This window comes from Intrasporangium sp. (assembly GCF_040414665.1).
Lineage (GTDB): Bacteria > Actinomycetota > Actinomycetes > Actinomycetales > Dermatophilaceae > Intrasporangium.
In genome coordinates this window covers 23,455-44,597 of sequence record NZ_JBEDUL010000095.1, presented here as the reverse complement: position 1 = coordinate 44,597, position 21,143 = coordinate 23,455, and the positions used below count along the sequence as shown (strand labels likewise).

17 protein-coding genes and 1 riboswitch are annotated in these 21,143 nt (G+C 69.1%); of the genes, 8 read left to right on the top strand and 9 right to left on the bottom strand.

The features are described 5' to 3' along the window. Positions 1-99: 99 nt before the first annotated feature. From ABF401_RS10730 to ABF401_RS10720, 3 genes are all read right to left on the bottom strand, one after another. Positions 100-774, bottom strand: a complete 675-nt coding sequence (locus ABF401_RS10730) for a transglycosylase family protein (RefSeq protein ID WP_353509550.1) — start codon at positions 772-774, stop codon at positions 100-102. Between the two features lie 5 nt (positions 775-779). Beyond that, a riboswitch (cyclic di-AMP (ydaO/yuaA leader) is annotated at positions 780-927 on the bottom strand. Between the two features lie 246 nt (positions 928-1,173). Next, complete coding sequence (locus ABF401_RS10725; RefSeq protein ID WP_353509549.1) at positions 1,174-3,021, bottom strand: protein kinase domain-containing protein; 1,848 nt, start codon at positions 3,019-3,021, stop codon at positions 1,174-1,176. An 83-nt stretch (positions 3,022-3,104) separates the two neighbouring features. Next, entirely contained in the window at positions 3,105-3,536 is a 432-nt protein-coding gene (locus ABF401_RS10720) for a CBS domain-containing protein (RefSeq protein ID WP_353509548.1), read from the bottom strand. 191 nt (positions 3,537-3,727) lie between these two features. Here ABF401_RS10720 and ABF401_RS10715 point away from each other — a divergent pair, with 191 nt between their 5' ends. Next, on the top strand, positions 3,728-5,272 hold the full coding sequence (locus tag ABF401_RS10715) for an alpha,alpha-trehalose-phosphate synthase (UDP-forming) (protein WP_353509547.1): 1,545 nt from the start codon (positions 3,728-3,730) through the stop codon (positions 5,270-5,272). Further along, the gene (gene otsB, locus ABF401_RS10710; RefSeq protein WP_353509546.1) at positions 5,269-6,105 is read left to right on the top strand and encodes a trehalose-phosphatase; all 837 of its coding nucleotides are present in this window, start codon (positions 5,269-5,271) and stop codon (positions 6,103-6,105) included. The genes ABF401_RS10715 and otsB overlap by 4 nt, the downstream gene beginning before the upstream one ends. 97 nt (positions 6,106-6,202) lie before the next feature. Here otsB and ABF401_RS10705 read toward each other — a convergent pair whose 3' ends face one another. Continuing rightward, positions 6,203-7,213, bottom strand: a complete 1,011-nt coding sequence (locus tag ABF401_RS10705; RefSeq protein ID WP_353509545.1) for a LacI family DNA-binding transcriptional regulator — start codon at positions 7,211-7,213, stop codon at positions 6,203-6,205. 178 nt (positions 7,214-7,391) lie between these two features. On the opposite strand from ABF401_RS10705, the gene ABF401_RS10700 reads away from it, so the two are divergent. From ABF401_RS10700 to ABF401_RS10680, 5 genes are all read left to right on the top strand, one after another. Beyond that, the gene (locus ABF401_RS10700) at positions 7,392-8,699 is read left to right on the top strand and encodes an extracellular solute-binding protein (RefSeq protein ID WP_353509544.1); all 1,308 of its coding nucleotides are present in this window, start codon (positions 7,392-7,394) and stop codon (positions 8,697-8,699) included. 99 nt (positions 8,700-8,798) lie between these two features. Continuing rightward, positions 8,799-9,755 carry a carbohydrate ABC transporter permease gene (locus ABF401_RS10695; protein WP_353509543.1) on the top strand — a complete coding sequence of 319 codons (957 nt, stop codon included), beginning with the start codon at positions 8,799-8,801 and terminating at the stop codon, positions 9,753-9,755. A gap of 2 nt (positions 9,756-9,757) precedes the next feature. Then, entirely contained in the window at positions 9,758-10,606 is an 849-nt protein-coding gene (locus ABF401_RS10690; protein WP_353509542.1) for a sugar ABC transporter permease, read from the top strand. Between the two features lie 147 nt (positions 10,607-10,753). Next, positions 10,754-11,857 carry an ABC transporter ATP-binding protein gene (locus tag ABF401_RS10685; RefSeq protein ID WP_353509541.1) on the top strand — a complete coding sequence of 368 codons (1,104 nt, stop codon included), beginning with the start codon at positions 10,754-10,756 and terminating at the stop codon, positions 11,855-11,857. A gap of 316 nt (positions 11,858-12,173) precedes the next feature. Beyond that, positions 12,174-13,418: a DUF4032 domain-containing protein gene (locus ABF401_RS10680; protein WP_353509540.1), complete on the top strand. Its 1,245-nt coding sequence runs from the start codon at positions 12,174-12,176 to the stop codon at positions 13,416-13,418. Here the strand turns inward: ABF401_RS10680 and ABF401_RS10675 are convergent. The 4 genes from ABF401_RS10675 to cysS form a co-directional block, all read right to left on the bottom strand. After that, positions 13,399-13,911 (bottom strand): vitamin K epoxide reductase family protein, encoded by a 513-nt coding sequence (locus tag ABF401_RS10675; RefSeq protein WP_353509539.1) that lies wholly within the window; start codon positions 13,909-13,911, stop codon positions 13,399-13,401. The genes ABF401_RS10680 and ABF401_RS10675 overlap by 20 nt on opposite strands. Beyond that, positions 13,908-14,771 (bottom strand): DUF929 family protein, encoded by an 864-nt coding sequence (locus tag ABF401_RS10670; protein WP_353509538.1) that lies wholly within the window; start codon positions 14,769-14,771, stop codon positions 13,908-13,910. Before ABF401_RS10670 ends, ABF401_RS10675 begins: the two co-directional genes overlap by 4 nt. 164 nt (positions 14,772-14,935) lie before the next feature. Continuing rightward, a complete protein-coding gene (rlmB, locus tag ABF401_RS10665) occupies positions 14,936-15,904 on the bottom strand; it encodes a 23S rRNA (guanosine(2251)-2'-O)-methyltransferase RlmB (protein WP_353509537.1) in 969 nt (322 codons plus the stop codon). A 1-nt stretch (position 15,905) separates the two neighbouring features. After that, positions 15,906-17,387 carry a cysteine--tRNA ligase gene (gene cysS / locus ABF401_RS10660; RefSeq protein ID WP_353509536.1) on the bottom strand — a complete coding sequence of 494 codons (1,482 nt, stop codon included), beginning with the start codon at positions 17,385-17,387 and terminating at the stop codon, positions 15,906-15,908. Positions 17,388-17,640: 253 nt separating this feature from the next. Here cysS and ABF401_RS10655 point away from each other — a divergent pair, with 253 nt between their 5' ends. Beyond that, a complete protein-coding gene (locus tag ABF401_RS10655) occupies positions 17,641-20,481 on the top strand; it encodes an immune inhibitor A domain-containing protein (RefSeq protein WP_353509535.1) in 2,841 nt (946 codons plus the stop codon). Between the two features lie 172 nt (positions 20,482-20,653). Here the strand turns inward: ABF401_RS10655 and ispF are convergent, their stop codons facing one another. Beyond that, positions 20,654-21,142, bottom strand: coding sequence for a 2-C-methyl-D-erythritol 2,4-cyclodiphosphate synthase (gene ispF / locus ABF401_RS10650; protein ID WP_353509534.1), 489 nt, complete (start codon positions 21,140-21,142; stop codon positions 20,654-20,656). Position 21,143 lies beyond the last annotated feature (1 nt).

Below are 21,143 nucleotides of genomic sequence, written 5' to 3'. Positions count from 1 at the left end.
CCGAGCCCAGCGGCATACGGGAAAAGAAGGGACGGCCCCGCAACCACCCAGGGGGAAGTGGTCACGGGACCGTCCGGCCCGTGGAGGCCGGTCAAACGCTCAGGGGAGGCGAATGACCTGGCCGATGTAGATGAGGTCGGGGTTGACGATCCTTCCGCGGTTGGCCCGGTAGAGAGCCTGCCAGCCGCCGCGCACGCCGTGCTTGGCCGCGAGCTCGGACAGGGTGTCGCCGCCCCGCACGGTGATCCGGGGTCCCGTTCCGGTCGATCGGGCAGGGGCCGGCCGGGCCGTCTTCTGCCGCTGCGGTGCGTAGGACTTCTTGGTCGACGTCTTCTGCGGGGTCGAGTTGGTCCCGTTGCGGCTCGCGCGGACGGGGGCGCTCGACGCGCCACCGTTGCCCCTCGTGAGTCCGGCTCGAACGGAGCACACCGGCCAGGCGCCAGGGCCCTGCCCGGCGAGGACCCGCTGTGCGATTGCGATCTGCTGGGACCGGCTCGCGAGGTCAGCCCGCGCCGCATACGCACGGCCCCCGTAGCCCGCCCAGGTGCCTTGGGCGAACTGCAGGCCGCCGTAGAAGCCGTTGCCGGTGTTGATGTGCCATCGGCCTCCGGACTCGCACTGGGCGACGCGGTCCCAGACTGAGCCGTCGGCCTTGGCCGAGCCGGCGGTGGCGATGCCGCCGAGGACGGTGGCGGCGCCGGCAAGGCCGATCCCCGCCATCCGCTGTTTGACATGCGGCCGTTTCGCGACAGCATGCTTCGGCTGGTAATGCATGGGTGTTTCCTTCCTGACGGGCGCCTGCGGAGTTAGCTGTCGGGTTGGGACCGTCAGGTTGGCCCCGTCGCTCTCGGCGACTTCACCCCAAGCCGGCGTGTCAGCCGGCAAGGTGGGTCCCCCGTCCTCGCGCGGACCCGGTGATTCGGGTGATCTCCCTGGCTCGCGAGGCTCGGCGCATCAGGGACCGCTATTGGGTGGCTTTGTTCACTTTTGCGCCACAACGTGTGGAGCCAATGTGGTGCCGACGGACCGCTGCGCGCGGAGGCGCCGGGGCCATGGCCGAGGCCATGTCGGTTGACGCTACGGGACGAAGCAGCCAGTGACAAGGAAATCCGAGACGTTTTCGTGATCGCGTCTTGACCATTCCTTGACGTGATCTATACCCAGATCAGCCCTTCATGATCCGAAGGGGCTGCCCCCGAACGGTGCCCACGTGCTCACGCCGCGGCTCAGAGCCACGACGACGAGCACCACGCCGCCGCTCGCGAGCGTGGCAGCCACGATCTGCGCCGGCAGCCCGTCGGGCGCCACGGTGCGCACGATCGAACGCGTCCCGCGACGCAGGGACGCGCCACCCGGCCCCCACCACGCCATGGCGAGCGCCAGGGTACCGGCGAGGACGAGCGTGACTGGCGTGCCCGGTTCGAGCTCGCCACCGGTGGCCCCGCCGAGCATCAGCGCGCCCGAGAAGACGCCCGCGACCGCCACGGACACCGGCAGGATCATGGCGAGGACCGTGGCGACGGCACCGAGGCCGAGGTGCCAGGGGCTCGTGACCACCGACCACGGGACATCGCTCGGCCGCCTGCCATAGTTGTACCGCCGCACCACGAGGCCCGTCATGGATCGGTCCACAGCGCGCGCGATGACCGACCAGGCGACCAGGACGACGACGGCGACGCCGGGCCACAGCGCGAGCAGTCCCAGCCACGCCGTTGCCGCCGCCCACAGGGTGCCGGTCCGCTTCGCCAGACCGATCCGTGGATCGCCTTCGCGCACAGGGACGTTGAGTTCATCGTCGTCTTCGAAGTCGCCGTATGCCGCTGAGCTCGCTCCCCCACCAGCCGCCGGCCAGGCGCGTGGCGGGGTCTGCGGGCCGCGCGCGACCGGGGCGGGAGCCGCCGCGGGCGCTCCGATCGGAGGAGGCATGGGAGCAGCGGCCGCCCCGGGGGTCGCGGCAGCGCCTGCCAGACGCGCCGCTCCGGCCCGGCGAGGAGCCGCGTCCACCGGCGGGAAGACCGCCGTGCCCCGCGGCTGGAAGACCTCGGTCGACCCAGCCGGTGTCTGGACAGCATGGGGCGGGTCATCCCAGTGGCCGCCGCGGGGGTTGGGCACGGTGGCCGCCCTTCCCGCGGCGAAGCGGGCGAGCGCGTCGATCACCTCGTCCGCGTGAGGACGCTGGGCAGGATTGGGAGACAAGGAAGCCCGGAGCAGGGGGACGAGTCGAGGGTCGACGCCGTCGAGGTCGACCTCACCCGCGCGGACCTTGGCGAGGACGACATCCATCCGGCCCCGGCCGAAGGGCGGCCGGCCCGACGCCGCGAAGGTGATCGTCGCCGCCCAGCCCCACCAGTCGGTGGCGTCCGTGATCGGGGCGCCCTCGACGAGCTCCGGCGACAGGTAGCCCGGCGTGCCCATGACGAGGCCGCCCATCGTGTGCCGCACGTCGTCCTGGATGTGGGCGATGCCGAAGTCGATGAGGACCGGCTCGCCGTCCTCGAGGAGGACGTTGCCGGGCTTGATGTCGCGGTGGACGACGCCGCTCGCGTGGATCGAGCGGATCGCCTCCGCCGTGCCGCACGCGAGGCGCAGCAAGGCGTCGGGGTCGAGCGGCCCATGCTCCTCGACCCAGTCGTCCAGGGCGGGACCGGCCACGTACCGCGTCACGATGTAGGGACGGGGGCCCATGACATCGGCGTCGACGACGCTCGCCACCCGATGGTCGCGCACCCGCGAGAGCGTGTCGACCTCGCGGCGCAACCGAAGCCTGGCCTCCTCATCGTCAGCGACGTGCGGGCGCAGCACCTTGATGGCGACGGCGCGCCCGCGCGGGTCGAGGGCCAGGTGGACGACACCCATCCCGCCCTCGCCGATCTCCTCGAGGAGGCGGTACCTCCCGATGCGCTCGTGTCCCGGCTGGTCGGTCTCCCCCGCACCGCCCGTTGCGCCTGCACCGTCGGCGCCGGCGCGGCGCGCACCCGGCGAGGGTGCAGGCACCCAGCGGGTCCGGTCGTGCGCAGCCATGCCCCCTACGGTAATTGACCGCGAGGCTCCGCGGCTCCGCCTCGCGCGGACCCGTCGTCAGTCTGTGATGTCAGTGGATGAGGTCAGTGGGCGATGTAGTCCCTCAGCTGGTCGCGCTCCGACTGGAGCTCGGACAGGCGCTGTTTGACGATGTCGCCGATGCTGACAATCGCGGCCAGCTTGCCATCCGCGTCGAGGATGGGCACGTGGCGCACGCGCAGCTCGGTCATCGTGGCGGCCAGGTCGGCGATGTCGTCATGGGCGTTGCCGGTCGTGACGTCACTCGTCATGATCGCCGCCACCGTGCCCTCGAGGATGCCGGGCCCGGACGAGTGGAGGTGACGGACGACGTCCCGCTCACTGACGATCCCGTCCACGTGGGTCCCGTCGGCGCTGACGACACAGGCACCGATGCCGTGCTCGGCAAGCTTTGCGAGGAGGGTGGACACGGTGTCGTCGGACCGGACGGTGACGACCTCATCCCCTTTTCTCCGCACAACGTCTGAAATCTTCACGCTTGCCCTCCTCGTCGGCCGGGTAGGTGGAGGCTCGGGCGGCCTGACCGGGTCTCCCTTGGGTTGACCCTAGAACGGGACCCCGCGGGGCGCCAGACCTCGCTGGCTAGAGTGAGACACGTCAACGCACGCTCGGTGAAGGTCACTGCTCGTGGCTGTCCGATGACCGTGCACCCCGAGGAGATGATTCGATGACGAGCGCCAGGAAGACCTTCGACCTCGTCGTCGTAGCGAACCGCCTCCCGGTCGACAAGCAGCTCGACGAGGACGGGAACGTCGACTGGCAGCGCAGCCCCGGGGGCCTCGTGACGGCGATGGAGTCGGTGATGCGCGCCAATCCGGGCGCCTGGGTGGGCTGGTCCGGAGATGCCGGCGAGGCGCCTGCCCCGTTCTACGAGGACGGCATGCACCTGCGCCCGGTCGGCCTGAACGCGGAGGAGATTCGGGACTTCTACGAGGGCTTCAGCAACGACACGCTGTGGCCCATCTACCACGATGTCATCGTCCCGGCCTCCTTTCATCGCGAGTGGTGGGCCGCCTATGAGCGGGTCAACCGCCGGTTCGCCGAGGCGGTCGCGGTCGAGGCCGCACCGGGTGCCCGCGTCTGGGTCCAGGACTACCAGCTCCAGCTGGTGCCGGCGCTCGTCCGGGAGCTGCGCCCCGATGTGCGCATCGGCTGGTTCAACCACATCCCCTGGCCGCCGGTGGAGCTGTTCGCCCAGCTGCCGTGGCGAGCCCGGATCCTCGAGGGGCTCCTGGGCGCCGACTTCCTCGGCTTCCAACGACAGTCCGATGCCCGGAACTTCGTGCGCGCCTGTCGGCAGCTGCTCGGCCTCAAGACGAAGGGCGACCGGGTCGCGCTCGCGGACGGCTCCGGCCGGCGCATCCGCGCCGCCGCCATTCCCATCTCCATCGACTACATGGGGTTGGAGGCGCTCGCCAAGCGGCCCGACGTCATGGAACGCGCCAAGGAGATCCGCGAGAGCCTGGGCGATCCGAAGGTGCTCATGCTCGGCGTCGACCGGCTCGACTACACCAAGGGCATCCGGCACCGGCTCAAGGCCTATGAGGAGCTGCTCCACGAGCGCCACATCGGCCCGCCCGACGTCACCCTGGTCCAGGTCGCGACCCCGAGCCGCGAGCGCGTCGAGGCCTACCGCTACCTTCGTGAGGAGGTGGAGCAGACGGTCGGCCGCATCAACGGCGAGCTCGGCCAGATCGGTGCTCCCGCCGTCCACTACCTGCACCACTCCTATCCGCGCGAGGAGATGGCCGCGCTCTTCCAGGCGGCGGACGTCATGCTCGTGACGCCGCTGCGCGACGGGATGAACCTCGTCGCCAAGGAGTACGTCACCTGTCGTCACGATCTCGGCGGTGCGCTCGTCCTCAGCGAGTTCACCGGGGCCTGGCACGAGCTGCACCAGGCGTTCACGTGCAACCCGCACGACATCGAGGGTCTGAAGCAGACGATGCTGCGTGCCATCAGCACGCCGACCCGCGACAAGCAGCGGATCATGCGGGCGCTGCGTCGCCGGGTCGCCGATCACGACGTCCAGCGCTGGGCGCGCCGCTACCTCGCCGCGCTGGACGCGGCACCTGACCTCCCAGCGCCCGACCCCCGTGGCCCGTCCGCCGCGGCGCCAGTCGCGCCACCGGAATCGGCGCCCCTGGCACCCAATGCGACGGGGCCCGCGGACGGCGAGCCGGTCACCGCCAGCACGAGCGTGTCTGAGTGACCTCTGAGAGCACCCTCGATGCAGCACTGAGGCGGGCCGCCGCAGCGGAGTCGCTGCTCGTGGCCACCGACTTCGACGGCGTCCTCGCGCCGTTTGACGTCGATCCGATGGCCGTGCGGCCTGCTCCCGGCGGCATGGAGTCGCTGCGGGCGCTCGCCGCCCTGCCTGCAACGACCGTCGCAATCGTGTCCGGACGTGACCTCGAGGCACTCGCCGTCCTGACCTCCGTCACGGAGGGCGAGCCGATCGTGCTCGTCGGCAGCCACGGCGCCGAGTCGACGAGCCCGGCCGTGCGGTCCGCCATGGAGGCCGCGGCGGTGACCATGGAGGACGAGAGGCGACTCGCAGCGCTGGATGCGGACATCAGTCGCCTCGTGGCCGAGCGGCATCCGCTGGCCGCGGTCGAGCACAAGACCGCCGCCGTGGTCGTTCACACGCGGGGTCTGCCACGCGACGTCGCCGCTGCGGCCCTCGCGGACGCGCGCGAGGTGGCCCTGGCCCATCCCGGCGTCAGGATCCTCAAGGGCAAGTCGGTCCTCGAGCTGTCGGTCTCCCCGGCCGACAAGGGCTCCGCCGTCACGGCCCTCGGGCGAGACCGCGGCGTGACCGCCCGGGTGTACGTCGGGGACGACGTGACGGACGAAGACGTGTTCGCGCGAATGACCCGCCCGGAGGACGTGACGGTCAAGGTCGGACCCGGCTCGACCGCGGCGCGGCACCGCGTCGATGACATCCCCGCGGTCGTCGCTGCCCTCGAGCAGCTGCTGGCCATCCGCCGCACCACCCGCCCCGCCCCCGACCGACGACCCCGCAACACGCCCGGCTCCTCATAACTCGGCACGGAAATTTCAGGCTCGAGCTCCAGATTTCCGGGCGTGTTGCGGGGTTGAGGGCTGGGCGGGGTTGGGGGCTTGGCGGGGTGGCTCTGGGTCAGCGGCGGAGGGCGCCCGTCGAGCCCCGCACGACGAGCTCGGGCCGGAAGACGTACTCCGCCCGGGGTGACGGCTGGCCGGCGATCTCGTCGAGCAGCGCCCGCACCGTGGCCGCACTCATCGCAGGCACGCTCTGACGGACCGTCGTCAACGGCGGGTCGGTGAAGGCAATGAGCGTCGAGTCGTCGTAGCCGACCACCGAGATGTCCCGCGGCACGTTGAGCCCTCGCTTGCGCGCCTCCCGGATCGCGCCGAGGGCCATCATGTCCGAGCCGCAGACGATGGCTGTGCAGCCCTTGTCGATGAGCCGGCCAGCAGCGGTCGCTCCGCCCTCGACCGAGAACAGCGAGCGCTCGATGAGGTCGCCGACGTCCGAACGGCCGAGCAGCGCCTGCATCGAGTTGCGGAAGCCGGCGATCTTGCGGATGACCGGGACGAACCGGTCCGGGCCGACCGCCAGGCCGATCTCACGATGCCCGAGGCTCACGAGGTGGTCGAGCGCGAGACCCATCGAGGCGACCTCGTCGTTCGAGATGAACGGCGCGTCGACGCCCTCGATGTAGCCGTTGACGAGGACGAGTGGCAGGCCGCGCTCGCGCAGGGCGGTGTAGCGCTGGGGGTCGGCGTTCGTGTCGGCGTGCAGGCCCGAGATGAAGATGATGCCGGCGACACCGCGGTCGAGGAGCATCTGCACGTAGTCGTCCTCGTGCACCCCCCCAGCGGTCTGGGTGCAGAGAACGGGGGTGTAGCCGTTCTGCGCCAGGGCGTTCTCGATCTCCTGCGCGAAGGCCGGGAAGATGGGATTGGTCAGCTCGGGCACGATGAGGCCGACGAGCCCAGCGCTCTTGCGGCGCAGCCGGCTGGGTCGGTCATAGCCGAGGACATCGAGGGCCGTGAGCACGGACTGGCGGGTTCCCTCCGCCACGCCCGGCTTGCCATTGAGGACGCGAGAGACGGTCGCCTCGGAAACACCGGCCTGGACGGCGATATCCCTCAGTCTTGCCTTCACCAGCCACCTTTCTCCGTCGCTGCACTGCACGCGCAGCCTGCACAGTCAATGGCCGACCGCTGCCGCTTCGGCAACAGTCTTGCATAGATTTCAGCAAGTTCGGCCAACTTCTTGCAAAGTCTTGCAGAGGAGTGCTTGACTCCGTTCGCACGGTGTTCCACCCAACCAAGGAGTAAGAATGCGTCGCACCGCCAAGGCCGCCGCGGCCGTTGCGGGCATCAGCCTCGCCCTCGCCGCATGTGGCAGCGACTCGGGCACGACGAACGAGCCCGCAGCCCAGACCAGCGCGCCCACCGCGAACCCCGCTGACATCAAGGCCGACCTGACGTGGTGGGACACGTCCGACGCCACGAACGAGGGCCCCGCCTTCAAGGAGCTCATCGCTGAGTTCAACAAGACCTACCCGAACGTCAAGATCAACTACCAGTCGGTCCCGTTCGGTGAGGCCCAGAACAAGTTCAAGACCGCCGCCGCAGCGAAGTCGGGTGCTCCCGACATCCTTCGCGCCGAGGTCGCCTGGGTGCCGGAGTTCGCGTCGCTCGGCTACCTCTACGAGCTCGACGGCACGGAGCTGACCGCGGACGCCGCGGACTTCCTGGAGACCCCGTCCAGCTCGACGAAGTACAACGGCAAGACCTATGGCGTTCCGCAGGTCACCGACTCGCTCGCCCTCATGTACAACAAGAAGCTGCTCACGGACGCCGGGATCAGCGCCGCCCCCAAGACCTGGGACGAGCTGAAGGCGGCCGCCGCCACCATCAAGGAGAAGACCGGCAAGAACGCCGTCTACCTCAACCCGCAGGGCTACTTCATGCTGCCGTTCATCTACGGCGAGGGCGGCGACCTCATCGACCCCGAGGCGAAGAAGATCACCGTGAACGCCCCCGAGTCAGTCGCTGGCGTCGAGAAGGAGCAGGAGCTGCTCAAGTCCCCCGGCTTCGCGAAGCCTCCGGCCACGGACGCCTACACCGGCATGATGAACGAGTTCAAGGCCGGCAACGTCGCGATGATCATCAACGGCCCGTGGGAGGTCAACAACATCAAGAGCGCCACGACCTTCGGCGGCCTCGAGAACCTCGGCATCGCACCGGTCCCGTCCGGTTCGAAGAAGGCGGGCGCCCCCGTCGGCGGTCACAACTACGTCGTCTGGTCCGGCATGCCGCAGGAGAAGGCGGCCGGCGCCATCGCCTTCATCAAGTTCATGTCGAGCGCTGAGAGCCAGGCGAAGCTGGCCGACAAGCTGGGCCTCCTGCCGACCCGTGCGTCCGCGTACGACAAGGTGTCCAACCCGATCATCAGCGAGTTCAAGCCGGTGATGGACGTCGCCGTCGCGCGTGCGTGGATCCCTGAGGGCGGCAAGCTGTTCGGCCCGCTCGACGAAGCCGCGACCAAGGCGCTCGTCCAGGGTGCAGACGCCCAGGCCACGCTCGACGAGGTCGCCAACAAGTACAAGACCGAGGTCGTCAAGGACTACGCGACCCAGTGAGCCGCGCTCACTAGAACCGTGTGGTGGCGGTGGGACGATCCGTTCCGCCGCCACCGCACGACGTTCGCCCCACCGCTTCGCCGCCTCCAAGGAGCAGGAATGCAACGGCTGCGCGCCAACTTCGACAAGTACTGGTACGCGTGGGCGATGGTGACGCCCGTCGTCATCGTGCTTGCCGTCCTCGTGTTCTACCCCCTCGTCCAGGGCATCTTCATGTCCTTCACCAACCTCAACGAGGCGAACCAGGCTGCCGAGGTGTGCACCAAGACGCTCGGTGGTGCCGAGGTCTGCCAGCCGAACCCCAGCAAGTGGAGCTTCATCGGACTGGAGAACTACACGAACCTGCTGACCGGCAAGGTTGGCAACTTCTGGCAGCTCTTCCGGACCACGCTCATCTGGACCGTGGCCTGCGTCTTCTTTCACTACACGATCGGGCTCGGCCTCGCCGTGCTGCTCAACCGTGAGATCAAGGGCCGCGGCCTCTACCGCGTGCTGCTCATCATCCCGTGGGCGATCCCGGCCTTCGTCGCGGCCTTCGCGTGGAAGTTCATCTACGACCGCGACTACGGCATCATCAACGGCATCTTGGTCGCCCTCGGCCAGGAGCGCGTCGACTTCTTCGACACGACCGCCAAGTCGCTCACCGCGGTCATCATCGTCAACATCTGGCTCGGCGTGCCGTTCATGATGGTCGCACTCCTCGGCGGCCTGCAGTCGGTGCCCGGCGAGCTCTACGAGGCTGCGGAGATGGACGGGGCGACGCCGTGGCAGCGATTCCGCAACGTCACGCTGCCGAGCCTGCGACCGGTCTCGGCGTCGGTCATCCTGCTCGGCACGATCTGGACGTTCAACATGTTCCCGATCATCTTCCTCGTGAGTCGAGGTGGGCCCGGCGGGACGACCGACATCCTCGTGACGGGCTCCTACAAGGCCGCCTTCGAGGGCATCAGGGACTACTCCCTCGCCGCCACCTACGGCGTGCTCATCCTCTCCATCCTCATCGTCTACTCCATGGGCTATCGCTATTTCCTGCGCAAGCAGGGAGAGGTCTGGTGATCATGAGCAAGCCTCGCCCCCGTGGACATCGATCCCCACTTGCCAGCGTCGGCGTCCATGCCACCCTGCTCCTGACGACCTTCATCGCCATCTTCCCGGTCGTGTGGATCGCCCTAACCTCGATCAAGCCGAAGGACAAGATCGGCTCGTTGGCCCTGATCGACGAGCCCACCTTGGACAACTACCGCAACCTGCTCACCAACACCGACTTCCTCCTCTGGTTCCGCAACTCCGTGGTCGTCGCGACGTTCACGATGATCTTCGGCGTGGCGATGGCCGCAACTGCCGGCTACGCGATCTCCCGCTACAACTTCCCGGGGAAGCGGTCGCTCATGTGGACCTTCCTCATCACCCAGATGTTCCCGGTGGCGATCCTCATCGTGCCGATCTACGCGATCATGTCGAGGCTCGGCCTGATCAACACCCACGCGTCCCTCGTCATCGCGTACTGCACGGTCGCCGTGCCGTTCTGCACGTGGATGCTGCGAGGCTACTTCGACACGATCCCGCGAGACCTGGACGAGGCGGCCTCGGTCGACGGGCTGGGTCCCTACGGCACCTTCTGGCGGGTCGTGCTGCCGCTCGCCCGCCCCGGCCTGGCCGTGACGATGTTCTACACGTTCCTCACCGCCTGGGGGGAGGTCGCCTATGCCAGCGCCTTCATCAACACCAACGACAAGTTCACCCTGGCGTACGGCCTGCAGACGTTCGTCCCCAGGCCGCCTTCGCTCCCGCTCTGGGACCTGATGACCCCGGCCGCCATCCTCATCGTCATCCCGGCGGGCATCGTCTTCTTCTTCGCGCAGAAGCATCTCGTCGCCGGCCTCACGGCCGGAGGCACCAAGGGGTGATCGACGGCACCAGGCCACGCGCTGAAGGGGTGTCCTGTGGACCAAGCCCAGCGGCATACGACATGATCAAGGAGCCCCACCCCGAGGGCACCTTTACAACGGATCGTCCGGCACGTTCCTGCCGGTGAAGGAAAGGCAAAGACGCCAATGGCAACAGTGACGTTCGACAACGCGACCAAGACCTATCCGGGCAACCCGAGGCCCTCGGTCGACAAGCTCAACATCGAGATCGCGGACGGTGAGTTCCTCGTCCTCGTCGGCCCCTCCGGCTGCGGAAAGTCCACGGCGCTCCGCATGCTCGCCGGACTCGAGGAGGTCAACGCCGGCCGCATCCTCATCGGCGACCGCGACGTGACGAACCTGTCCCCCAAGGACCGCGACGTCGCGATGGTGTTCCAGAACTACGCCCTCTACCCGCACATGTCCGTCGCCGACAACATGGGCTTCGCGCTCAAGATCGCCGGCGTCGACAAGGCCGAGATCCGCAAGCGGGTCGAGGAGGCTGCCAAGATCCTCGACCTCTCCGAGTACCTCGAGCGCAAGCCGAAGGCGCTCTCTGGCGGCCAGCGCCAGCGCGTCGCCATGGGCCGCGCCATCGTGCGATCCCCGCAGGTCTTCCTCATGGACGAGCCGCTGTCGAACCTCGACGCCAAGCTGCGCGTGCAGACCCGCACTCAGATCGCGTCGCTGCAGCGCCGTCTCGGCGTCACGACCGTCTACGTCACGCACGACCAGGTCGAGGCCATGACCATGGGCGACCGCGTCGCCGTCTTGAGCGCCGGCGTCCTCCAGCAGGTCGAGAGCCCACGGCGCATGTACGACCACCCGGCCAACGTGTTCGTCGCAGGCTTCATCGGCTCCCCCGCGATGAACCTGCTGGACGCCCCCGTCGTCGACGGCGGCGTGGACGTCGGCGGCCATGTCGTCCCCGTCGAGCGCGACCTGCTCAAGGATGCCGGATCGCACGTCACCATCGGCGTTCGCCCCGAGGACCTCGAGGCAGCCGACGGCAGCGCCGGCATCCCGGTCACGGTCGACGTCGTCGAGGAGCTCGGCGCCGACGCCTACATCTACGGCTCGGCCAAGGCGCACCAGGTCAACATCGAGGGCGAGGAGACGACTGAGGCGCCCTTCATCGCGCGCGTCGACGGCCGCCGTCCTCCGGAGAAGGGCGAGCTCGTCCACCTCCGCCCGAAGACCGGCCATGTCCACATCTTCAACGCCGACTCGGGTGAGCGCATCGGCGACTGACCGTCGCCCACCGCAGCGTGAGGGCCCGCGCCAGGACGTGGCGCGGGCCCTCCCCTGTGCCGTATGCCGCTGAGCCGGCTTCCCGTCGAGTGTGCAGTTGGCGCCGCCACCCCCTCCCCGTCGAATGTGCAGTTCGCGCCGCCACCCCTCCCGTCGAGTGTGCAGTTGGCGCCGCCCGGAGCCCGACGCAAAGTGCACACTCGACGTAGGTGGGCGGCACGTACTGCACACTCGACGTTGGGTCGGGGCACGTACTGCACACTCGACGAAAGGGCTGACCCAGCGGCATACGGGATGGTCATGCCACGATGGGGCGGTGAGTCCCGCGATCACCACGGCACGCCCTGAGGCGGCCCTGCTCGACCTGCCGTGGTCCACGCCGCTCGAGGACTGGCCCGCGTCGGTGCTGGCGGCGCTCCCACGGGGCATCTCACGCCACGTCGTGCGGTTCGTCCGGCTCGGCACCAAGGTCCTGGCCATCAAGGAGATCAAGTCGGAGCTGGCCGACCGGGAGTACGGAATGCTGCGCAACCTGCGGCGGCTCGGCGTGCCCTGTGTGGAGCCGTTCGGGGTGGTGCACGGCCGCACCGGCGCCGACGGCCGCCCGCTCGACTCGTGCCTCGTCACCCGGCACCTCCAGTTCTCCCTCCCCTACCGCGTGCTCTTCAGCCAGTCGCTGCGCCCGGACACGGCGGTGCGGCTCATGGACGCCCTGGCCCTGCTCCTGGTCCGACTCCACCTCGACGGCTTCTGGTGGGGCGACGTGTCGCTGTCCAACGCCCTCTTCCGCCGCGACGCCGGTGCCTTCGCCGCCTACCTCGTCGATGCCGAGACGGGCGAGCTGCACCCGCAGCTCAGCGACGGGCAGCGGCAGCACGACCTCGACATCGCGCAGGTGAACATCGCGGGCGAGCTCATGGACCTCGACGCCGGCGGGTTCCTCGAGGACCAGGCGGACCCCTTCGAGGTGGCGGCATCGATCATCGAGCGCTACCACTCGTTGTGGGAGGCGTTGACGGGCACGGAGCGGTTCGAGGTCGGGGACCGCTGGCGCGTCGACGAGCGTATCCGCCGGCTCAACGACCTCGGCTTCGACGTCGACGAGCTGACCATGACGACGGATCTCGGCGGCACCCAGATCCAGATCACCCCGAAGGTCGTCGACGCCGGCCACCACTCGCGACGCCTGCTCCGCCTCACCGGTCTCGACGTCGGCGAGAACCAGGCCCGCCGCCTGCTCAACGACCTCGACGCCTATGCCGCGGCCACCGACCGGCAGGGCGACGACGAGGAGATCGTGGCGCACGACTGGCTGACGAGGATCTACGAGCCGATCACCCGCTCGGTGCCCCGCGAGCTCACCGGTCGCCTCGAGCCCGCCGAGATCTTCCACGAGGTCCTCGAGCACCGTTGGTACATGAGCGAGCTCGCGGGACATGACATCCCCATCGACGAGGCCCTCGCCGACTACGTCGCGACGGTGCTGCCGAGCAAGCCGGTCGAGAAGTCCGTCGTCGGGGTCGACACCGTCGAGATGCCCGTCATCGCCTGGGACGAGTGACCGGGCTCCCCGCCTCGTCGCCGGCAGCGGACGGCTCGGCGGTGACCTCGTCGCCGCGCGTCGACAGGATCTGCCCGAAGAGGACGATGATCCACAGCGCGAAGGTCACGACGTGCACGACGGTGCACCACGAGCAGATGGCGTGGATCCGGAACAGCTCGGCCCAGACGAGGTAGAGCGCCATCCCGAGCCCGATGGTCAGCCACCCGATGCGGACCCAGTCCAGCCACGGTTCCGGCCGGCGCCAGACCGACGGAAGGACGAGCACCGTGAGCACGACAAAGAAGAGCAACCCGAGCAGCGCCACGGGCACCCCCATGAACGTCGACCAGGCGCTCGAGGTGACCTTGCTGCAGTCGATGACCTCGGTGACGGTGCAGGCGAGCGTCTCGTTGCCCGTGTAGTGCTCGAACGTCAGGTACGCCGAGACGAGCAACCCCACGATCGACAGGACCAGTGAGGTGGGCGCGAGCCACCGGGGTCGGGAGATCACTTCTGGACCAGCGCCGCCGCTGCCGTCACTCCGGGGCTGGTGCAGACGTTGGCCGGCTGGCCGCCAGTCAGCTCGCACACCTGCGCCGAGATCATGTTGGCGTTCGCGTTGATCGACTTGCCGACGTCGCCGGTCCCGGTCTGCATCTGGCCGACGATCTCGTTCCACCCGTTGTCACCGGTGTGGGCGAGCAGCGGCTCGAGGGGGATCCCAGAGCCGGACATCTCGTGCGTGCCATAGAACGTCCACGGGATGCCGCCCTGGGGGTTGTACTTCTTGAAGAGTGCCTCGACGTCGGCCGGCAGGGTCTGGAGCGGCTTGTGCTCGCGGTCGCTCGTCTCCCAGGCGTCGAACTTCACGTAGTCGCTGGTGTACTTCATGTCGGTGAAGGTGACGGTCGGGATGTTGCCGTCGTTCACCGCGGATCGGGTCGGCTTGAGGCCCTCGAACGTCCCGAACCGCGACAGCGCCGCCACCATGGCCCAGCGCTCCGAGGCGCAGTACGGACAGAACTCGGCACCGACGTAGATCAGCCGCGGCTTGCCGTCCACCTTGAGGACCTCGCCGCCCTGGACCTTCTGCGGGACCGCGTTGGCCTCGGTGGGCGCACCGGCCGCGTCGAACGCCGACGCCGGGACCGACGTGAGCTTGGGGACGAACGCGGTGTCGGATGCGGCCGGCTGTCCACCACCACCAGAGTTGTTGTTGGCCACCACGATGCCCACGGCCACGGCGATGATGACCACCACCACCGCCACGGCGGCCGCGATCATCTGCTTCTGCTGGCGCTCCTTGCGGGCCTGCGTGGCCCGCATCTCCGCTGCACGCGCCGCCACGTCGGCGCGACTGCTCTTCGCCACGAGTCACCTCGTCCTGTTGTTACTACACGTCGTAGGAGACAGTAACATCCCCACAGATCAACTGCCGTGCCGTTCTCGGGGTTCCCCGGTTTCCATCATGCGGTATGCCGCTGAGCTCGCTCCCAGCGTCTCCGCCGTCAGCGCCCGGCCGGCCTTCGCCGCGCTCATGCGCGGCGCTGCCGGGCGATCTCGTAGAGGGCGACGCCGGTGGCCAGACCCGCGTTGAGCGACTCCACCGCCGAGCTCATCGGGATGGCGACGATCTGGTCGCAGGTCTCCCGGACGAGCCGCGACAGCCCCTTGCCCTCGGAGCCGGTCACCACGACGAGCGGCTCGGACGCAAGAGTGAGATCGGGCAGCTCCACGTCGCCGTCCATGTCGAGGCCGAGGACGAAGAAGCCCGCCTTCTTGAAGTCCTCGAGGGTCCGGGTCAGGTTGCTCGCCTTCGCAACGGGAATCCGGGCTGCGGCACCGGCCGAGGTCTTCCACGCCGATGCGGTCATTCCCACTGACCGACGCTCGGGGACGACGACCCCGTGCCCGCCGAACGCGGCGATGGACCGGACGATCGCCCCGAGGTTGCGCGGGTCGGTGATCCCGTCGAGAGCGACGACGAGCGGGATGCCGGGCGACTCGGGATCGATGAGGTCCTTCGGGTCGGCGTACTCGTACGGCGGCACCTGCAGGGCCAGGCCCTGGTGGACGGCACCGTCGGTGAGCCGGTCGAGCTCACCGCGAGGCGCCTCGAGGACGGCGAGACCGCGCTCGCTCGCCAGTTTGAGGGCCTCCCGGACGCGGTCATCGGAGTCGATCCGGGTCGCGACGTACATTGTCGAGACGGGGACCCCGGCGCGAAGCGCCTCCACGACCGAGTTGCGGCCGGCGACGATCTCGCTCGAGCCCTTGGCGCGCCGCTGGGAACGACCCGCTCCAGCCGCCCGGTGCGTGCCGGTCGCGCTCGCTCGTTTGGCCGTGGACTTCGCTCGCTTGTGGGCCGGATGGTACTCGCGGTCGACCGCCTTGGGGGTCGGCCCCTTGCCCTCGAGTCCACGACGTCGCTGCCCACCCGACCCGACGGTGGCCTTCTTGCCGCCCTTGCGCACCGCGCCTCGGCGCTGTGAGTTGCCTGCCATGTCAGGCCTCCTCGCCTGTTGCGCCGGTCGGTGAGACCGAGCCGCCCGTCCGGACGAGCGACCACTCGGCGCCCGACTGGGTGTCGGTGATCGCGATGCCGACAGCCGCGAGCTCGTCCCGGATCGCGTCGGCCCGCTCGAAGTCTCGTTCCTGACGCGCCGACTGCCGCTCCTCGAGCCGTGCCTGCACCAGCGAGTCGAGCGCCGTCTCGGCGGCCGGCGATGACGTGTCGCCCCTCGCAGACCACTGCGGCGCGAGGGGGTTCACGCCGAGCACCTCGCTCATGGCGACGACCCGGGCGGCTGCCGCGAGCGCCGCCTCGTCATCCCCCTCGTCGAGCGCGACGTTGCCGGCCCGGACGGTCTCGTGGATGACGGCGAGCGCCCCGGGCACGCCGAGATCATCGTCCATCGACTCGACGAACTCCGTCGGCATGAGGGCTCTCGCCGCCTGCCCGTCAGCGGGTACGGCGATCTCGCCGCGTCGCGCCGCCCGCTCGAGGAAGCCCTCGATCCGATCCACTGCGGCGGCCGCCTCGTCGAGGGATCCGGGGTGGTACTCGATCGTCGACCGGTAGTGGGCCGCGGTGAGGTAGTAGCGCAACACGATCGGCCGCGTCGCCTCGAGGAGTCGTCGCACCTCGAGGGCGTTGCCGAGCGACTTGCCCATCTTCTCGCCCTTGACGGTGACCCACGCGTTGTGCAGCCAGTAGCGAGCGAAACCCAGCCCCGCGGCCCGCGACTGCGCCTGCTCGTTCTCGTGATGCGGGAAGCGCAGGTCGATGCCGCCACCGTGGATGTCGAACTCGTCGCCGAGCCAGCGCCGGGCCATGGCGGAGCACTCGAGGTGCCACCCGGGGCGACCGACCCCGAACGGAGTCGGCCACGATGCGTTGAGCGGCTCGTCGGACTTGCGTCCCTTCCAGAGGGCGAAGTCGCGCGGGTCCCGCTTGCCTCGCGGGTCGGCGTCCTCGGCGGCCACCATGTCGTCGAGGGACTGGTTGGACAGCGAGCCGTACTCCGGCCAGGACCGCACGTCGAAGTAGACGTCCCCGGAGCCGTCCGGCGCCGGGTAGGCGTGGCCCTTGTCGACGAGCGTCTCCATGAGGGTGATCATGTCGGGCACGTGACCCGTCGCCCGCGGCTCGTAGGTCGCGGGCTTGACCCCCAGCGCGTCGAGGGCCTCGGTCGTCAGGCGCTCGTTGCGGTAGGTGAGGGCGAACCAGTCCTCGCCGGCCTCGGCCGCCTTGCGCAGCACCTTGTCGTCGATGTCGGTGACATTGCGGATCAGCGTGACCCGGTAGTCGTGGCCCGTCTCCAGCCAGCGCCGGAGGACGTCGAAGGCCACGGCGAAGCGGATGTGCCCGATGTGCGGAGCACCCTGCGTGGTGAGCCCACAGATGTACATCCCGACCTGGCCGCTCTCGCGCGGGACGAACTCGCGCAGCTCACGGGTGGCGGTGTCGAACAGATGCAGACTCACCCGCGCAAGTCTATCGGCGGGTCCCCAGTGCTCCGGACGTCGAGCGTGCAGTACGCGCCGGGAGGTGGCGCCCGACTGCTCCTGGACACGCGAGCCAGCCCGGCGGCATACGGGCTGAGAAAAAAACTTCGCGCTATCTCCCCAAATGTCCTGCCGAGTTGGCAGAATCACCGCGCGACTGTGGAGACCTCGCAGTCACTTCGGCGGCGCTCGGGGGGCGCCGTCCCTTTATGTAGGAATCAAGGGAGAATCCATGAGGATCAGCACGGTCGCGCGCCATCACCGGCGCGCCGTCGCTGTCGTCCCCACCATCGCCCTCGCAGCCGCTGGTCTGGCTGCGATGTCGGTGTCCGGGGCTGCGACAGCGGCACCTGCCGAGGCGCCCACCGGCGTGTCGGCCTCGGGCGGCTACTACATCAACTACGCCGCGCCACAGGTCGAGCGGGCCTACGCGAACGACCAGGCCGTCGGCTCGATCGCCAAGGGCAAGGTCGACGTCAAGGATGTCGTCGCCCGCGCGGAGGCGTTCGACGCGAAGTACGCCCAGGGCAACCCGGTTACCGCCCGCGGGCTGGCCAAGCTCGAGGCGCAGGCGATCAAGTCGGGCGAGAGCCCGAAGTCGATCAAGAACCGCTACAAGGGTGCGAAGTCGACGCAGGAGGCCAAGCTCCTGACGATCCTCGTGGAGTTCAACGAGAACGCCAACGATGACTTCACCGGCGTGCAGGTCCCCACCGCCTTCGGAGCGGAGTCCTGCATGCCGGGCTCGGTCCAGAACGGGCCGATGCACAACAAGATCCCGAACCCGGCCGAGGGCAAGAGCAAGGACAACAACTCGTTCTGGCTGGACGACTTCTCGTCGGAGCACTTCAACAAGATGCTCTTCACCGACGAGGGCATCACCGAGCGGGTTCGCCCCGACCTGACCGGCCCCGACGGCAAGCCGGGCATCGACATCTCCGGCTACACGATGAAGTCGATGTACGAGGAGATGTCCCACGGCGCCTACACCGTCACCGGTGAGGCGACGCCGTGGGTCACGGTGGACCACTCCGAGGCCTGGTACGGCGCGACCGTCTGCCACAAGAACGACGAGGGTGTCTACCAGTACGGCGCCATCCAGGACATGCAGGGCCACCCGGACAACCCGCTCGGCCCCGGCCAGCTCCCGATCGACGCTGTCGCTGCGCTCGCCAAGGCTCAGCCCGACTTCCCGTGGGCCGACTACGACATCGAGGACCAGGGCGACGTCGACGGTGACGGCAACCTCTACGAGCCCGATGGCATCATCGACCACGTCGTGCTCGTCCACGCCGGTGCGGACAAGTCCGGTGGCGGCGGTGCCGAGGGCACCAACGCGATCTGGGCGCACTCGTCGGCCGTCGCAGGCGGCGCGCCGATCCCCGGCACCAACCTGCGGCTGTCCAACTACATCGTGCAGCCGGAGGACTCCGGCGTCGGCGTCTTCGCCCACGAGTACGGCCACGACCTGGGCCTGCCGGACCTCTACGACACCGGCAGCGGCGGTGACTCCGACATCGACTTCTGGGACCTCATGTCGTCCGGCTCGCACTCCGGCCCGGTCTTCCAGTCGATGCCGACGCACATGGGCCTGTGGGACAAGTGGGTCCTCGGCTGGGCCGATCCGGTCGTGCTGAACCCCGGCGACGACCCGCGGGCCGTCATCGTGGGACAGAACTCGCGCCCGCTCAAGGGCACGGCTGACGGCGTCAAGATCAACCTGCCGAACAAGGTCGTGACGCTGGCCACCCCGCACAGCGGCGGGAACATGTGGTGGGGCAACAACGACCAGAACTGGGCCAAGAACACCCTGACCCGCTCGGTCGACGTCCCGAACGCAGCCGACGCCAAGTTCTGGATGTGGAACAACTACGACATCGAGGCGGACTGGGACTTCGGCTTCGTCGAGCTCTCGACCGACGGCGGTGCCACGTGGACCGAGCAGAAGGTCTACAACGAGGCCGGGCAGGAGGTCACCACGCGTGACGGTTACGCCGACCCCAACGGCCGGATGAAGGACTACGGCGGCGACGCCGGTCCCAAGAAGTACGGCCTGACCGGGACCAGCGATGGCTGGAAGCACCAGTACGTCGACCTGTCGGCCTACGCCGGGAAGACGGTGCAGGTCCGGCTCCTCCAGGCGACGGACGCCGCGTTCGTCGCGCGTGGCTGGTTCGGCGATGACTTCTCGGTCACCGGCGGCGGGGCGACGACCTGGTCCGACGACGTCGAGGGCGGCGCGAACGGCTGGACCGCGGCGACGGACACGTACGTGGCCGGTTCGCCGGTCGGTGCCGGCTGGGTCACCGACTCCGGCACGAGCTCGCGGGCGCAGTACTACATGGTCGAATGGCGCAACTTCGACGGCTTCGACGAGGGGCTGAAGTACGCCTACGACACGACCTACCAGGACGGCGAAGGCCAGTGGAAGGTCGAGAAGATCAAGTACAACGCCCCGGGCGCGCTGGTCTCCTACCGCGACACGGCCTTCGGCAACGCGAACCACGTCCTCAACAACCTGACCTCGCTTCCGAGTGAGGGTTCGAAGGGTGGTCTGCTCATCGTCGACAGCAACTACGAGCCGCTGCGTCGCTCCGGTGCGAACGCCGCCGCGGACCCGTCGACCCTGAAGAACCTGCCGTCTCGTCCGCAGTCCTCGAACGCCGCGTTCGGCCTCCAGGCGACGTACCCGTTCAACGAGTGCCAGCTGAACGGGGCCGGCGCCGAGGTGTGCAACAGCTTCCCGGCGCAGGCGCCCGTGAAGACCTTCACGGACAACAAGGGCTGGTACCCGGGCTTCGAGCTGCGATCCGATGGCCGCATCTTCTACCGCGACGCCGACGCCTCGGTGGTCGTTCCCTCGAAGGGCAACGCTCCGTACAGCACGCGCTTCGTCGACAGCAACGGCAAGGCGCTGACGCAGTACTACGGAGCCGACATCGGCGCCATGACGCCCATGGGCTCGGGCAACCCGGCCGATGACGGCGTCGGCTACGGCACCACCGTGACCGTCGCGAAGTCGCTGTTCAACAACCAGGCCGCACAGATCAAGATCACCCCACCCACCCCGTGAGTGGCTGACTCGGTCACCGGCTGACCAGAGGGCCCGTCCCCCGTTCCGGGGGGCGGGCCCTTCTCCGTCGTCTCAACCCGGTGGCCGTATGCCGCTGAGCTCGCCTCCGCCCGAACGCCTGCTCCCAGCCCTGCCGCGCCCTTCGTCGAGTGTGCAGAACGCGCCGGCTCTGTCAGGGACGGAAGACCACCAGGGCGGTCGCGATGGCCGCGATCCCGTCTCCGCGACCCGTGAGGCCCAGACCGTCCGTCGTCGTGCCGCTCACCGAGACAGGCGCTCCGACGACCTCGGTCAGCAGCCTTTGGGCCTCCTCGCGCCGGGTCCCGATCTTCGGCCGGTTGCCGATCACCTGGACGGAGACGTTGCCGATCTGGAACCCGGCTCGCCGCACGAGCCGGGCCGCCTCGCCCAGCAGCGTGGCGCCCGCGGCCCCGGCCAGCTCTGGACGGTCGGTCCCGAAGTGCGCCCCCAGGTCACCGATCCCGGCTGCGGAGAAGAGCGCGTCGCACGCCGCGTGCGCGGCCACGTCCGCATCCGAGTGGCCCTCGAGTCCCGGCTCCCCCGGCCAGATCAGTCCAGCGATCCACAGTTCGCGGTCAGCGCCCTCGGGTGCGAAGGCATGGACGTCGACGCCGATTCCGACCCTGGGGAGGCCACTCACG